This is a genomic window from Pseudomonas sp. FW306-02-D09B (assembly GCF_058782685.1).
Map to the genome: position 1 here is coordinate 299,359 of NZ_JBYSXY010000003.1, position 15,481 is coordinate 314,839.

11 protein-coding genes and 1 pseudogene are annotated in these 15,481 nt (G+C 59.7%); 5 read left to right on the forward strand and 7 right to left on the reverse strand.

Going from position 1 to position 15,481, the window contains the following annotated elements; all coding sequences use genetic code 11:
• Positions 1–193: 193 nt before the first annotated feature.
• Positions 194–394 (reverse strand): annotated as a pseudogene (locus tag AC3WK5_RS08050) (GMP synthase (glutamine-hydrolyzing)); the annotation flags it as partial.
• Between the two features lie 307 nt (positions 395–701).
• On the opposite strand from AC3WK5_RS08050, the gene AC3WK5_RS08055 reads away from it, so the two are divergent.
• Entirely contained in the window at positions 702–2,774 is a 2,073-nt protein-coding gene (locus tag AC3WK5_RS08055) for a TerD family protein (protein ID WP_103319269.1), read from the forward strand.
• Between the two features lie 175 nt (positions 2,775–2,949).
• On the opposite strand, the gene guaA is transcribed toward AC3WK5_RS08055, so the two are convergent.
• The 4 genes from guaA to AC3WK5_RS08075 all read right to left on the reverse strand — a co-directional run bounded on the left by guaA (position 2,950) and on the right by AC3WK5_RS08075 (position 7,861).
• Positions 2,950–4,527 (reverse strand): glutamine-hydrolyzing GMP synthase, encoded by a 1,578-nt coding sequence (gene guaA, locus AC3WK5_RS08060; RefSeq protein ID WP_054595817.1) that lies wholly within the window; start codon positions 4,525–4,527, stop codon positions 2,950–2,952.
• Between the two features lie 99 nt (positions 4,528–4,626).
• Entirely contained in the window at positions 4,627–6,096 is a 1,470-nt protein-coding gene (guaB, locus tag AC3WK5_RS08065) for an IMP dehydrogenase (protein ID WP_103319267.1), read from the reverse strand.
• Positions 6,097–6,359: 263 nt separating this feature from the next.
• Positions 6,360–6,908, reverse strand: coding sequence for a hypothetical protein (locus tag AC3WK5_RS08070; RefSeq protein WP_019693449.1), 549 nt, complete (start codon positions 6,906–6,908; stop codon positions 6,360–6,362).
• A gap of 185 nt (positions 6,909–7,093) precedes the next feature.
• On the reverse strand, positions 7,094–7,861 hold the full coding sequence (locus AC3WK5_RS08075; protein ID WP_103319264.1) for a sulfite exporter TauE/SafE family protein: 768 nt from the start codon (positions 7,859–7,861) through the stop codon (positions 7,094–7,096).
• Between the two features lie 101 nt (positions 7,862–7,962).
• On the opposite strand from AC3WK5_RS08075, the gene AC3WK5_RS08080 reads away from it, so the two are divergent.
• The 4 genes from AC3WK5_RS08080 to leuA all read left to right on the forward strand — a co-directional run bounded on the left by AC3WK5_RS08080 (position 7,963) and on the right by leuA (position 13,209).
• Positions 7,963–8,874, forward strand: a complete 912-nt coding sequence (locus AC3WK5_RS08080; RefSeq protein ID WP_103319262.1) for a LysR family transcriptional regulator — start codon at positions 7,963–7,965, stop codon at positions 8,872–8,874.
• Positions 8,875–8,901: 27 nt separating this feature from the next.
• Positions 8,902–10,281 carry an exodeoxyribonuclease VII large subunit gene (gene xseA, locus AC3WK5_RS08085; protein WP_103319260.1) on the forward strand — a complete coding sequence of 460 codons (1,380 nt, stop codon included), beginning with the start codon at positions 8,902–8,904 and terminating at the stop codon, positions 10,279–10,281.
• 3 nt (positions 10,282–10,284) lie between these two features.
• On the forward strand, positions 10,285–11,106 hold the full coding sequence (locus AC3WK5_RS08090) for a M23 family metallopeptidase (RefSeq protein WP_054595814.1): 822 nt from the start codon (positions 10,285–10,287) through the stop codon (positions 11,104–11,106).
• A gap of 423 nt (positions 11,107–11,529) precedes the next feature.
• A complete protein-coding gene (leuA, locus tag AC3WK5_RS08095; RefSeq protein WP_103319259.1) occupies positions 11,530–13,209 on the forward strand; it encodes a 2-isopropylmalate synthase in 1,680 nt (559 codons plus the stop codon).
• A 209-nt stretch (positions 13,210–13,418) separates the two neighbouring features.
• Here leuA and AC3WK5_RS08100 read toward each other — a convergent pair whose 3' ends face one another.
• Positions 13,419–14,210 carry an amidohydrolase gene (locus AC3WK5_RS08100; protein ID WP_103319257.1) on the reverse strand — a complete coding sequence of 264 codons (792 nt, stop codon included), beginning with the start codon at positions 14,208–14,210 and terminating at the stop codon, positions 13,419–13,421.
• Positions 14,198–15,346: a pyridoxal phosphate-dependent aminotransferase gene (locus AC3WK5_RS08105; RefSeq protein ID WP_103319255.1), complete on the reverse strand. Its 1,149-nt coding sequence runs from the start codon at positions 15,344–15,346 to the stop codon at positions 14,198–14,200. Before AC3WK5_RS08105 ends, AC3WK5_RS08100 begins: the two co-directional genes overlap by 13 nt.
• Positions 15,347–15,481 lie beyond the last annotated feature (135 nt).

Below are 15,481 nucleotides of genomic sequence, written 5' to 3' on the forward strand. Positions count from 1 at the left end.
TTACACAGGCTCGTTCAAAGCCTGTCCACATCCATGTTGTCGGAACCCGAATTCAGTGATCCGGCATAATTGCCACTATTTTGACATCATTTTTCGTCCAAGCACCAGCTTCCGGTCAGTACGCAGGACACACAGATGTAAACGTTTCCTGCAGATGCAACAAGGGCGCCTTACGGCGCCCTTGTTGTTCAACTCACTCCCACTCGATCGTCGCTGGCGTCTTGCTCGACACGTCGTAAGTGACGCGGGAGATGCCTTCGATTTCATTGATGATCCGGCCGCTGACGGTTTCCAGCAGCTCGTAAGGCAGGTGCGCCCAACGTGCGGTCATGAAGTCGATGGTTTCTACCGCACGCAGGGCAACTACCCAGGCGTAACGACGGCCATCGCCCACCCTGAAGGTACACTTGGCCAATAACGCCGCCACTCGTCAGGGCGATGGACGAGCGACTTGTCGCTCATCAGCTCCATATTTTTCTGGTGAAGCAGCTTGTTACCGTTGGGATGCGCAGCAACCTGCCAAGCAGGGATTACCTCCCGTAGAATGCCTTCGTGGCTATGGAACACCTTCCTTCTAAACCTCCTATGACCTAGGGGTTCCGCTCTCCACACCGCGCCTGCTTCTTGCAGGCGTTTTTATATCGGTTGTAGACACGATGCTGCAGCTCGTTCACGACGGCGGCCAAGGGAGAAAATCAAGGATGAATCAGGAGCTGTTCCTGCGTCGCCGTACCAAAGTTCACGTCCCGATGGGCACTGGCGGTGCCACGCGCGCTCAGGTCGCGTCGGCTGTCCGGGAAGTTGCGGCATTCCGGTGCGTTCTGTCCGAGCCCCTGATTGAGCGAATCGGCATGCTGTCGGCGGCAGAACTCACGCACTGGCTGCGCGACGTTGCAGGAGTGCTTCGACGGCAGGCCGGCGCTCATGTTCACCACAAGCCGTTTTATCCTGACTTTCCAGAGCAAGTTCTGACGGCTTCAGAGGCGGAGTTGTACCTTAACGCCGTCATGCACTACCTCACGCATTGGCGTTTACCACCGACTGAACACGCTCGACCTGCGATGCTTGAAGGCAACTTCATATCCCGCGTTATCGAACCGGGAAGCGTCTCTGAGTTCGAGTCACTGCTCGAGCCGCTGGTTTCATCGCGCACCTCGCTCTCCGAAGAAGAAAATGCCGATGTCGTCTGGTTTGTCCGAGAGTACAAAAGCGATGTGTTCCGTCTGCTGCCTGAGGCCATCCCGTTCCGGGAGATCCGTGCGCAGCTTGGCGGCGCACTGATCCTGCATGTAGCTGGCGATGCACGGGTGGACGCATTCCTGGAGAGAAACGTCGAAACGGCGACTGACGTGCTACGACTGGCGATCGCACTGAATGGAGGAGACGTGTCACTGACGACAGCTTCAACACGTTTCACAGCGATGAAGCGCTCGATGCGCCGTCTGCTGTTGCGCCTGCTCGATCACATACCCAACGCTGCAGAAGACGTGATGCGCCATGCTGAGCGCTGGAAACGTCTGGCTGAAGTACTGCATCCGGGCGACTACGCCGATAAGTACCCACGAGCGCTAGCCGCCATCACGGCAGCGCGTCGCAACGAAGCGCCAGCCTCATTTGGATCACGTGTCGAAACACTGCTTGCCCAGCGTCACATCGCCACGCTTACGCCCCTACTACAAAGCCGTCCTGGTGAGTTCGCACGACGACTGGACGTGACCCTGCGCCGCGCGACCGAAGCAGACTCTGTACTCGACGCGTTCGAGGCTGTTGCGACACAAGTGTCCTCACCTGTTCTGCTGCAGTTGCTGGCCCAAGTACGCGCTCCGCGCCCCCTGCCCCTGCGGGCCTTCACACCGAAAGGTTCATTCGCCAAAATCTATGGCATCAAGGATCGACGCGGACCGCTCACACCCGACGTGTTGGCTCGTGCGGCCCGAATCTGCGAAGACGCCCTCGTAAAGCGTTTTGCGTCACTGCCACCGCTAGGCCGCTGTTTCATCGATCCAGCATTACGCGAATACCGGGTTCCGCTGGCGCAGCGTTCCTCATCGAAATCGCTACGTACGCTGGTGCGGGGCAGTCGGTTGCCTATACCTGACACACGTTTTATTCGCCTATTCCTGTGGTGGAAAAACGGTCGTGAACGCACTGACATTGATTTGTCCGCCGCATTTTTCGACGCCAACTTCGTGTTCACACAAACGGTCGCGTACTACAACCTGAAAGGTTTCGGCGGCTACCACAGCGGCGACATCGTCGACGCGCCCGACGGGGCTTCGGAGTTCATCGACCTCGACATTGATGTCCTCGTCGAGAAGGGTATCCGCTATGTCGTCACGTCTATCAACTCATTCACCGAGCAGCCGTACTGCGACCTTCCAGAATGCTTCGCTGGCTGGATGGCCCGCACCGACGCGGCGTCGGGTGAAGTGTTCGAGCCGCGATCGGTGTTCGATCGTATCGATATCGCATCCGACACACAGATCTGTCTGCCATTTGTGATGGACTTGCAGGAGCGACGAGTGATCTGGGCCGATCTGGGGCTGACTTCATCTCCCCGGTGGAACAATGTCAGGAACAACCTCAGTGGAATATCGTTGATGCTGCGGGCTTTGGTACATACACCTAGGCCTGATTTGGAGACTCTGTTCGATTTACATGTTCGAGCACGGGGGGAACGAGTGGCTTCGCCGCAGCAGGCACAGGCGGTGTTTGCACCTGATCAAGGGATAACGCCGTTCGATACGGATCTGATTCGATCACAGTTTCTCTAATACCTACGCCAGCCTTTGCCGTTCATTGAAAGCGACAGCTCTTGCTTCGGAGCTTTCCCCCCCAAAAACAAAAATGCCAGTCAGCATAACTGACTGGCATTGGCTAAAAACCCTCCAGCGCCCCTCCGAATCTAACGTCGAACTCTAGAGGGTGCCGGCTTTGTGGGTCGCCTCATTATTCCCACTCGATCGTCGCTGGCGGCTTGCTCGACACGTCATAAGTAACGCGGGAGATGCCTTCGATTTCATTGATGATCCGGCCGCTGACGGTTTCCAGCAGCTCGTAAGGCAGGTGTGCCCAACGTGCGGTCATGAAGTCGATGGTTTCTACCGCACGCAGGGCGACAACCCAGGCGTAACGACGGCCGTCGCCCACCACGCCTACCGATTTCACCGGCTGGAATACCACGAATGCCTGGCTGACCTTGTGGTACCAGTCGGCCTTGCGCAGTTCTTCGATGAAGATGTGGTCGGCGCGACGCAGCAGGTCGGCGTATTCCTTCTTCACTTCACCGAGGATCCGCACGCCCAGGCCCGGGCCCGGGAACGGGTGACGGTAGACCATGTCGTACGGCAGGCCCAGCTCCAGGCCCAGACGACGGACTTCGTCCTTGAACAGCTCGCGCAGCGGTTCAACCAGCTTGAGGTTCATTTCTTCCGGCAGGCCGCCCACGTTGTGGTGCGACTTGATCACGTGCGCCTTGCCGCTTTTCGCGCCAGCCGACTCGATCACGTCCGGGTAGATGGTGCCTTGGGCGAGGTACTTGATGTTGTCCAGTTTGTTGGACTGGGCATCGAACACGTCGATGAAGGTACGGCCGATGATCTTGCGTTTCTTCTCTGGGTCGCTTTCGCCAGCCAGGTTGTTCAGGAACTGGTCTTCGGCGTTGGCGCGGATCACCTTGACGCCCATGTTTTCGGCGAACATGGCCATCACTTGCTCGCCTTCGTGCAGACGCAGCAGGCCGTTGTCGACGAAGACGCAGGTCAGTTGGTCGCCGATGGCTTTGTGCAGCAACGCGGCAACTACCGAGGAGTCAACGCCGCCGGACAGGCCGAGCAGTACGTTGTCGGTGCCGACCTGAGCGCGGACCTGAGCGATGGCGTCTTCAGCAATCTTCGAAGGCGTCCACAGGGCTTCGCAGCCGCAGATGTCGAGGATGAAGCGCGAGAGGATGCGACCGCCCTGCTTGGTGTGGGTCACTTCCGGGTGGAACTGCACGCCGTAGTAGCCGCGAGCATCGTCGAACATGCCGGCAATCGGGCAGCTCGGAGTACTGGCCAGGATGTGGAAATCCTGCGGCATTTTGGTGACCTTGTCACCGTGGCTCATCCATACGTCGAGGCCGAACAGGCCATCAGCGTCGATGTGGTCTTCGATGCCGTCCAGCAGGCGGCTCTTGCCGACCACGTCGACACGGGCGTAACCGAACTCACGCAGTTCGGAACCTTCAACCTTGCCACCCAGCTGTTCAGCCATGGTCTGCATGCCATAGCAGATCCCGAAGACCGGGACGCCCAGGTCAAATACGGCTTGCGGGCAGCGCGGACTGTCAGCTACGTGTACGGACTCGGGGCCGCCGGCGAGAATGACGCCTTTTGGAGCGAATTCGCGAATCGCGTCTTCATCCATGTCGAACGGGTGCAGTTCGCAGTAAACACCGATTTCACGCACGCGACGGGCGATCAGTTGGGTGTACTGGGAACCGAAGTCGAGGATCAGGATGCGGTGAGCGTGAATGTCGAGGGCCATGATTCAGTCTCGTCTAAGTAATTCAAAAACAGTCGTGATTCAGAAACAACTCGGGGCTGAATAGAACAGCCCCGGTTGCTTAACGATTTGCTTGAAGGCTCAACCTACGCGGTAGTTTGGCGCTTCTTTGGTGATCTGTACGTCGTGGACGTGCGACTCGGCCATGCCAGCGCCGGTGATGCGCACGAACTCTGGCTTGGTACGCATCTCTTCGATGTCGGCGCTGCCGGTGTAGCCCATGGAAGAACGCAGGCCGCCCATCAGTTGATGGATGATGGCGCTCAGGGTGCCCTTGTACGGAACACGCCCTTCGATGCCTTCCGGAACCAGTTTCTCGGCGCCTGCCGAGGAGTCCTGGAAGTAACGGTCGGAAGAGCCTTGAGCCTGGGACATGGCGCCCAGCGAACCCATGCCACGGTAAGCCTTGTACGAACGGCCCTGGAACAGTTCGATCTCGCCCGGCGCTTCTTCAGTACCGGCGAACATCGAGCCCATCATCACGCAGGAAGCACCGGCAACGATGGCCTTGGACAGGTCACCGGAGAAACGGATGCCGCCGTCGGCGATCAACGGAACGCCAGTGCCTTCAAGGGCCGCGGCGACGTTGGCGATGGCGCTGATTTGCGGCACGCCGACACCGGCAACAATACGGGTGGTGCAGATCGAGCCAGGGCCGATGCCGACCTTGACCGCGTCCGCGCCCGCTTCGGCCAGCGCCTTGGCAGCAGCGCCGGTAGCGATGTTGCCGCCGATCACCTGGACTTCAGGGAAATTCTGTTTGACCCAGCGAACGCGGTCGATCACGCCTTTGGAGTGACCGTGTGCGGTGTCGACCACCACCACGTCAACGCCGGCAGCAACCAGTACCGCGACGCGATCGCCGGTGTCTTTACCGGTACCGACCGCAGCGCCGACGCGCAGACGACCCTGGTCGTCCTTGCTGGCCAGCGGGTAGGCCTTGGCTTTTTCGATGTCGTTGACGGTCATCATGCCTTTGAGGGCAAATTTATCGTCGACGATCAGCACGCGCTCGATACGGTGTTTGTGCAACAACTCGCGAACGTCGTTCTTGTTGGCGCCTTCCTTGACCGTGACCAGACGCTCTTTAGGCGTCATCACTTCACGGACAGTGGCGTCCAGACGGTTCTCGAAGCGCACGTCACGGGAAGTGACGATGCCGACCAGGTCGCCATCGTGCAGTACCGGAACACCGGAGATGTTGTGCATGCGGGTCAGTTCGAACAGCTCACGAACCGTGGCGTCAGCCTCGATGGTGATCGGGTCCTTGACCACGCCGGCCTCGTACCGCTTGACCTTGCGCACTTCGGCAGCTTGCTGCTCGATGGTCATGTTCTTGTGGATGATGCCGATGCCACCTTCCTGAGCCATGGCAATTGCCAGACGGGCTTCAGTGACGGTGTCCATGGCAGCGGAAACCAGTGGAATATTCAGCTCGATGCCACGGGTAAGGCGGGTTTTGAGACTGACTTCGTTAGGAAGCACCTCGGAATAACCGGGCACTAAAAGAATGTCGTCGAAGGTCAGAGCTTCTTGGCTGATACGCAGCATCGCGGGGGCTCCCGAGCGGGAAAATGGAAGCGCGCCATTATACTCAGACACCCCCGCCGGCTCAATGTAAAACTCAGCCTATTATCGGATGGGCTTATTTTGGCCTGACGCGGTCCCTGTAGCAGTTGCCGCAGGCGACGTTCGGCCGCGAAGCGGTCGCTACTCGATCACCCCGTTTTTCCTGTTGAATCGCGTTATGCGGATTTACGGCTGCTTCGCAACCGAACGTCGCCTGCGGCAACTGCTACAGGGACGGCGGCGCCTTACAGTTCCACTTTCACCCAACTCACCGGCAGGTCCAGCCATTCGGCGAACTCGTCGATGAAGCTCTGCTTGAACCCGGCCTCGGCCCAGTTATTGAAGATAAAGCCCAGATTCGAAAAGCCGCATTCCTGCAGGAACAGAAAGCCGTTGATGTCGTCTTCATGCCCGCATTCCGGGCAGATGAAGTTGTCGGTGCGCCCCGGCATCCAGTCTTCCAGGCTTTCGAACAGCGCTTCGCCGATTTCCTTGCGGCATTCGGCACAACCGGCTTCTTCGAGAAAGCCCTTGGCCGGTGTATAGATGCAGCGCTTGGTGATGATTTCCAGCCCATTGATCGGCTCGCCAAACGGCAGCGCTTCGGGATGCAACACCACCGCCCGCGCACCCGGTGCAATGGCGTGGGCCATGCGATTGCCGGTACGACCGCAGGTGGTGAGTTGTTCTTCAATGATGTTCTTGCGCACCAGCCACCGCACAATCGCCCGCGCCCGGGGTTCGTGCACCGGCAGTGTGGAGATTTTCGGGACGATAATGCTTTGCGAGTTCATGGGTGCAGCCCTGAAGCGTTCAATGAGAGATCGGCAGTAACCGGCCTGGCGTCATCGCGGGCAAGCCTTGCTCCTACAGGTTATGTGTCGATCACATTATTGTGGCCTGACATCAATCTGTAGGAGCAAGGCTCGCCCGCGATAGCGATATGAGGCGCGGCAGCTTAATCCCTGACAGGCTCAGGTCAAGTGTTCAGATACCTGACGATCAAGGCAATGCCACTGGCCAGCACCAGCCAGGTCACCAGCCGCACAAAGGCCTCGCGGGACAACTTCATGGTCAACCGTCGACCGGTCCACAGCCCCAGCGCCATTGCCGGCAACAAACATACCGCCAGTACCAACAAGGGTAGCTCGGCATAGACCCCGGCGATCGCGAACAGGCTCAAGCGCACCACCGTACTGCAACTGATCAACGCACTTTGCGTGGCGCGGGCCTCATCCTTGGGCAAGCGGCTGTTCAGATAAATTGCATATAAAAAGCCGCCACTGCCAAACAACGCCCCGAACATTCCGCCCACCGTGCCCATCGGGATCGCCCACGCGGCAGCCAATTGTGTCGGCCGGGCTGTCCCCCACAAGCTGTAAATCGCATACGCGCTGATAAACAGCCCCATCAATAGCAGCAACAGGTTCGATTTGAGGTTCAGCAGGAAGATCACTCCCAACGTGCACCCCACCGCCATGCACGGCAGCAAGCGCAACAACTCGGGCCTGGCGACATCGCGCCGCGACGGCAGCAGATTGCCGAATGCCGCGATAAAATCCAGCAGCACCAGCAGCGGCACAATCTTCGACAATGGCATGAACAGAATCAGGATCGGCCCGGCCACCAGCGCCGTACCGAAACCGGCGACGCCGAAGACGATGTACGCCAGGCTGATGCCCAGCCCGATCACCAGCCAGTCCACTGTGCCGAATGGCCATTGTTGTAGCAGTGCAACGAAACTCATCGGTTCAACTTCCTCAATTTGCCTGAGATGACTTTAGTCAGGGCCGAACGTTGCGACTAATATATTCAAAGTCGCCAAGCCATCTCGAAAAGGCATACCTCGTGCTTTCAACCCGCCAATTGCGTTACTTCGTGGAAATCGCCGAGTGCGGCAGTTTCAGCGCAGCGGCCGAACGACTGTTTATTGCTCAGTCAGCCCTGAGCCGGCAGATCAAGGACATGGAAACCCGGCTGCAAACGCCATTGTTCGAACGTACCGCGCGCCAGCCTCGGCTGACGGCGGCGGGTGAAGCCTTCTTGCCTCGGGCCAGAAACCTGTTGAACGAGCTGACCAAGGCCAGCGCGATGGCCACTCAAGTGGGCGCTGGTCAACTCGGCACCTTGCGCCTCAGCCATTCCAGCACAGTGCCATTGAGCGGTCGTCTGCTGCGAGGCATCAGCGTCTATCTGGATCAGAACGCTGGTGTATCCATGGACATCGTCAAGCTCTCCTCCGAACAGCAACTGGCAGAATTGGCCGAGGGTCGCCTCGAAGTGGGGCTGTTGCGCCTGCCAGTGTTGTCTCAGCGTGAAGGAGTGCAGATTGTTCCGCTCTACAGCGAACGCCTGCTGCTGGCGGTTCCGCCTGATCATCGACTGGCTGTGGATAAGTCCGTTCAAGGCATCGATCTGGCGCAATTGAGAAACCAGGCCTTCATCTCTATTCCTCATCCGCAGCGCGGCGGCCTGAGTTACCTGTCCGCCGAGCTGTGCATGCGCCAGGGCTTTTTCCCCAAGGCTGCTCGGGTGGTGTCGCGCAAAACCACGCAACTGCAATTGATCCAGGCCGGATTCGGTGTTGCCTTGCTGCCGGAGTCGATGCAGGACATCGCGCCACCCGACATCCATTTCCTGCCCTTGGCCGACCCCGATTGCCACAGCACCGTCGCTCTCGCCTGCCGGCAAAATCCAACAGCTCTGGTTCAGCAGTTTGTTGAGCAATTCAGGGCTGCATTGCAAGACCATGGAGATTGACCGCCGAATGCCTTTAAACTGCGCTCCATGATTAAAGATCCCTTTGCAAGACTCGGCCTGGACCGAGAAGTCCTGACGGTCAGTCAGCTCAACGGCCGCGCGCGGGTGTTGCTTGAAGACGTGTTCAGCAACATCTGGGTCGAAGGCGAAATCTCCAACCTCGCCCGCCCGGCGTCCGGCCACATTTATTTCACCCTAAAGGACAGTGGCGCCCAAGTGCGTTGCGCGCTGTTCCGGCAGAACGCTGCGCGGGTTCGCCAGGCGCTGAAGGATGGCCTGGCGGTCAAGGTCCGGGGCAAGGTTTCGCTGTTTGAGGGCCGTGGCGACTATCAGCTGATTCTCGACACCGTGGAGCCTGCCGGTGACGGTGCGCTGCGCCTGGCGTTCGATGCGCTGAAAGAAAAACTCAGCGCCGAAGGCCTGTTCAGTGCCGAACGCAAAGTGCCGCTGCCGGCACACCCGCAACGCATTGGCATCATCAGCTCGCCGACCGGCGCGGTGATTCGCGACATCATCAGCGTATTCCGCCGCCGTGCGCCGCAAGTGGTGCTGACCCTGATCCCCACCGCCGTGCAAGGCCGCGAAGCCACCGCGCAGATTGTCCGCGCACTGAAACTGGCTGACGCCCGCGGTTTCGATGCGCTGATTCTCGCGCGTGGCGGTGGCTCGCTGGAAGATCTCTGGTGTTTCAACGAAGAGGCCGTGGCCCGCGCGATAGATGCCTGCGTCACCCCGATTGTCAGCGCCGTCGGCCATGAAACCGATGTGTCGATCAGCGACTTCGTGGCCGACGTTCGTGCACCGACGCCTTCCGCCGCAGCCGAACTGCTGGCGCCGGATTCCAGCGACCTGGTGCGCCGGGTCGAAAGCCTGCATCGGCGTTTGGTGATGCGCATCCGCGACCGCTTGATGCGTGATCGCCTGCGTCTGGAAGGCATCTCGCGCCGCATGCGCCATCCCGGCGAACGCCTGCGTCAGCAAGCGCAACGCCTGGACGACCTGGACATGCGCCTGCGCCGGGCTTTCGAGCGCAGCCTCAATACCCGTCGCGAGCGACTGATCCGCCTCGAAACCCGCCTCGCCGGGCAACATCCGGGACGCCAACTGGCGCTGCTGCGCCAGCGCCTCGACAGCCTCGCCGAGCGCCTGCCGCGCTCGATGCGCGAGGGTCTCAAGGCTCGTCGCCTGCAACTGCAAACCCAAATGCAAACCCTGCATGTGGTCAGCCCGCTGGCGACACTGGGCCGTGGTTACAGCATTTTGCTCGATGAACGCGGCAACGCGATCCGCAGCGCCGCGCAGACCCAAAACGGCCAACGCCTGAAAGCCATACTCGGCGAAGGCCAATTGCAGGTCCGGGTCGAAGACAACCACCTGACGCCCGTCACCCTTTCTTTACTGGATTGATCCATGCCGCGTTTTCTTGCACCGCTGTTGTTGCTTTGCCTGACCTTCAACGCCCACGCCGACAGCTACATCACGCGCCTGCTGAACAAACCGGTGCCCGGCGGTGTGGCGGTGGTCGACCTGGGCACTTCGGCTCAGGCGCCCAAGGCCAGCTATCAAGGCAAACCGGTGCTGGTGGTCAAGGAACAGAACAACTGGCTGGCGGTTGTCGGCGTGCCGCTGACCGTCAAACCCGGCAACCAGCAGCTCAGTAGCGGTGGCCGTAACCTGAACTTCATGGTCGGCAACAAGAAGTACCCGGAACAGCACATCACCCTGAAGAACCAGCGTCAGGTCAATCCGAACCCGGACGACCTGAAACGCATCGACGCCGAATTGGACGAACAGGTCCGCGCCTACCGCAGTTTCAGCCCGGTGACGCCGAGCAACCTGCTGCTGGACAAGCCGGTCAATGGTCCGCTGTCGAGCAAGTTCGGTGTGCGCCGGTTCTTCAACGGCGAAGAGCGCAATCCCCACGCGGGCCTGGACTTCGCGGTGCCGGCGGGTACGCCAATCAAGACCCCGGCGGCCGGCAAGGTGATCCTGATCGGCAACTACTTCTTTAACGGCAACACGGTATTCGTCGACCACGGCCAGGGCTTTATCAGCATGTTCTGCCACATGTCGAAAATCGACGTGAAAGTCGGCCAGCAACTGGCGCGCGGCGGCGTGGTCGGCAAAGTCGGCTCCACCGGGCGTGCGACCGGGCCGCACATGCACTGGAACGTCAGCTTGAACGACGCCCGCGTGGACCCGGCGATTTTCATCGGCGCATTCCAGCCATAAGTCAGCGTAATCTCGCAGGAGCAAGGCTTGCCCGCGAATGCCGCGATGCGGTGTCACAGATACACCGCGTTATCGTTCATCGCGGGCAAGCCTTGCTCCCACAGGTATTGCGCACGACGAACGGTCCGCGCAATACCTATCAAACAATATTGTTCTTTCCAGAATAAAATCTCGCAAAAACATATTTTTCGAGTATTCCTCTCAAAGTTTTTCGACTGCTTGCCATCTTTCACCCTCGCGGTTAGGGTTGAAGACATGAAAACTTCTCACACCCTCATTCAGCTCCGCCAGCACCGCAGCCTGTGCCTCGTCAGCGCACGACTGCCGGGCTGAATCGCGGTGCCTCGTCCCACGTTTTATCCAACGTTTTTTTGATCCACCGGCAGGCCGCCTTTTTTCGGCCCACACAATAAGGATTTTCCGATGAGCATGCTCAAAGACCCGTCTTCGAAATACCGCGCTTTCCCGACAATCGACATTCCGGATCGCACTTGGCCATCGAAGACCATCACTGCCGCGCCGATCTGGTGCAGCTCCGACTTGCGCGATGGTAACCAGTCGCTGATCGAGCCAATGGACGCAGTGAAAAAGCTGCGCTTCTGGAAAACCCTGGTCGCCGTCGGCGTAAAAGAAATCGAAGCCTCCTTCCCGGCCGCTTCGCAAACCGACTTCGACTTCGTGCGGACCCTGATCGAAGGCGGGCACATCCCGGACGACACCACCATTCAGGTGCTGACCCAGGGCCGTGAAGACCTGATCGAGCGGACTTTCGAATCCCTTCGTGGCGCGAAAAAAGCCATCGTTCACCTCTACAACGCGACCTCCCCTTCCTTCCGCCGGATTGTCTTCAATCAGGACAAGGACGGGATCAAGGCCATCGCCGTGAACGCCGCCAAGCTGTTCGTCAAATATGCCGCAAAGCAGCCGGAAACCGAGTGGACCTTCGAATACTCGCCAGAGACTTTCAGCGCCACTGAGCTGGAGTTCGCCAAGGAAGTCTGCGACGCGGTGATCGAGGTCTGGAACCCGACGCCTGCGCACAAGGTCATCCTCAACCTGCCGGCCACCGTCGAATGCGCTACACCGAATATCTACGCCGACCAGATCGAGTGGTTCGGCCGTCACATCAACCGTCGTGACAGCGTGATCATCAGCCTGCACACCCACAACGACCGTGGCACTGGCGTTGCGGCCACCGAGCTGGGCCTGATGGCGGGCGCCGACCGTGTCGAAGGCTGCCTGTTCGGCAACGGCGAGCGTACCGGTAACGTTGATCTGGTCACCGTGGCCTTGAACCTCTACACCCAGGGCGTTGACCCTGAGCTGGACTTCTCCGACATCGACGGCGTGCGCAAAGTCGTTGAAGAGTGCAACCAGATTCCGGTGCACCCGCGTCACCCGTACGTCGGCGACCTGGTTCACACCGCGTTCTCCGGCTCGCACCAGGACGCCATCCGCAAGGGCTTCGCCCAGCAGAAACCGGACGAGCTGTGGGAAGTGCCGTACTTGCCGATTGACCCAGCCGACATCGGCCGCAGCTACGAGGCGGTGATTCGCGTCAACAGCCAGTCGGGCAAGGGCGGTATCGCTTACCTGCTGGAACAGGAATACGGCATCAACTTGCCGCGCCGCATGCAGATCGAATTCAGCCAGGTGGTACAACGCGAAACCGATCGCCTGGGCCTCGAGATGACAGCCCAGCAGATCCACGCGCTGCTGCACAGCGAGTACTTGCAGGCCAACACGCCGTACGCGCTGGTCAGCCATCGCTTGCAGGAAGAAAACGGTCACAGCGCCGTCGAAGTCGAAGTCTCCAGCAAAGGCCAGGGCGAAACCAACCTGCACTGGCGCGGCAAGGGCAACGGCGCCCTGGAAGCACTGGTGGCCGGCCTGCCGATCCCGGTGGAGATCATGGACTACAACGAACACGCGATCGGCGCAGGCACCAACGCCAAGGCTGCGGCCTACATTGAACTGCGCGTGAACGGCGAGCGTGCAGTGCATGGCGTGGGCATCGATGAAAACATCACCACCGCCAGCTTCAAGGCCCTGTTCAGCGCGCTGAACCGCTCCCTGAGCCAGCCGGAAGCGAAAGCGGCGTAACCCGCCAGCTGAAACGCAAAAGGCCCCGAGGTTTTCACCTTGGGGCCTTTTTATTTATCTGCAGATTTTGTGTTGCCTGTGATGGCCCCTTCGCGAGCAAGCCCGCTCCCACATTGGCTCTTCTTCAGTTCACAAACTGCATGAACGACGCTGGATTAATGTGGGAGCGGGCTTGCTCGCGAAGACGGACTACCAAGCAGCGAAGATCCTCAGGTCAGCTCGAAGGTATCGGCATCCAGATTCGCCGGGAACCGCGTGCGATACGCCGCCAACTCCGCAGCGCTCAGCACGACCTGAAATACCCCGTCGGCCTCACCGGCACCGAGCAGTGTCTCGCCCTGGAAGTCCAGCACCTGGCTATCACCGGTATAAGCAAAGCCTTTACCGTCAGTGCCAATCCGGTTCACCGCCGCGACATAGCAGAGGTTCTCGATAGCCCGCGCCGGCAGCAAACGGTTCCAGTGCTGACGCCGTGCACCCGGCCAGTTGGCGGTGTACAGCAGCAGGTCGGTGTCTTGCGCATCGCGGCTCCACACCGGGAAACGCAGGTCGTAGCAAATCAACGGACGCACCCGCCAGCCCTTGAGTTCGAACTGCACCTGATGCTCACCGGCGGTGTAATGTTTGTGCTCGCCGGCCATGCGAAACAGGTGACGCTTGTCGTAATGCAGGACCTCACCGTCCGGCTGCGCCCACAACAGTCGATTGCGATAGCTGCCATCGGCCGCCTGGACAATCACGCTGCCGGTAATCACCGCGTCAAGTTTGGCGGCCTGCGCTCGCAACCATTTACTGGTCGGGCCGTTTTCCGCTTCAGCGAGGGTTGGCGACTCCATGGAGAAGCCGGTGGTGAACATCTCCGGCAGGACGATCAGATCGGCGCCCCGCGCCTGCTCCAGCAACTGTTCGAAATGCTCGAGATTGGCCTTGCGGTCATGCCAGGCCAATGTGGTCTGGATCAACGCAACGTTCAGATTGGGCAAGGCGGTCAGATCGCGCATAGTTTCTCCGCTGCCTGACGCAGCGTCTCCTCACGCTTGGCAAAACACAGGCGCACCAGACGCTGTTCCGGCAGCGGGTTCTGGTAGAACACCGAAATCGGGATCGCCGCCACGCCATGCTCGCGCGTCATCCACTTGGCCATCTCGACATCGTTCAGGTCCTGACGGATCCGCGAATAGTCGACCAACTGGAAATAGGTCCCGGTGGCCTTGGTAAAGCTGAACCGCGAAGGCGCCAGCAAATCACAGAACAGATCACGCTTGGCCTGATAGAAACCCGGCAACTCTTCGACATGCTCCGGATGCTCGGCCATGAAGTCGGCCAGCGCGTACTGCAACGGGGTCACACCGCAGAAACTGACGTATTGATGCACCTTGCGCAGTTCTTCCGTGAGCGCCGGTGGCGCGATCACGTAGCCGGTCTTCCAGCCAGTGACGTGATAGGTCTTGCCAAAAGAACTGACCACGAAGGCCCGCTGGTACAGCTCTTCATGGGCCAAAACGCTGGCATGCGCTACACCGTCAAACACCAGGTGTTCATACACTTCGTCGCTGATCAGGTAGATATCGCGGTCGCGGATCAAGGCCGCCAACTGATCCAGCTCGGCACGCGAGATCAGCGCACCACTCGGGTTATGCGGCGAGTTGAGGATGATCATTCGCGTGCGCGGGCTCAGTGCTTCGCCGAGCTTCTGGAAGTCGATGGCGAAGTCCTTTCCCGCCAATGGCACATGCACACAACGACCACCGGCCAGCGCCACCGAAGGCTCATAACTGTCGTAGGCCGGATCGAAGACGATCACTTCGTCACCGCTATGGATAACCGCCGCAATGGCGCAGAAGATTGCCTGGGTCGCGCCGGGAGTGATGGTCACCTCGGTGTCGGCATTGACGCTCACGCCATAGCTGCGAGCAATCTTCGCTGCCACTTGCTGGCGCAGCGCCGGCAGGCCGGTCATCGGTGAATACTGGTTATGGCCATTGGCGATATGCCGGCCGACCGCATCGCACAAGGCTTGCGGAGCATCGAAATCGGGGAACCCCTGGGACAGGTTGATCGCGCCGGTCTGTGCTGCGAGCTGAGACATTTGGGTGAAAATAGTGATGCCGATATTCGGCAGCTTGCTGGTGATCATCGGTGATTCCCTACTGAACACCCGACGCTAACGGCGGCGCGGGAGAGCCCGAGGATAGCTCAAACGCCAGGCACGAAAAAGGGCGCCATGGGCGCCCTTCTTCTAATACCAAGACTGCTCACCTGTGGCGAGCGG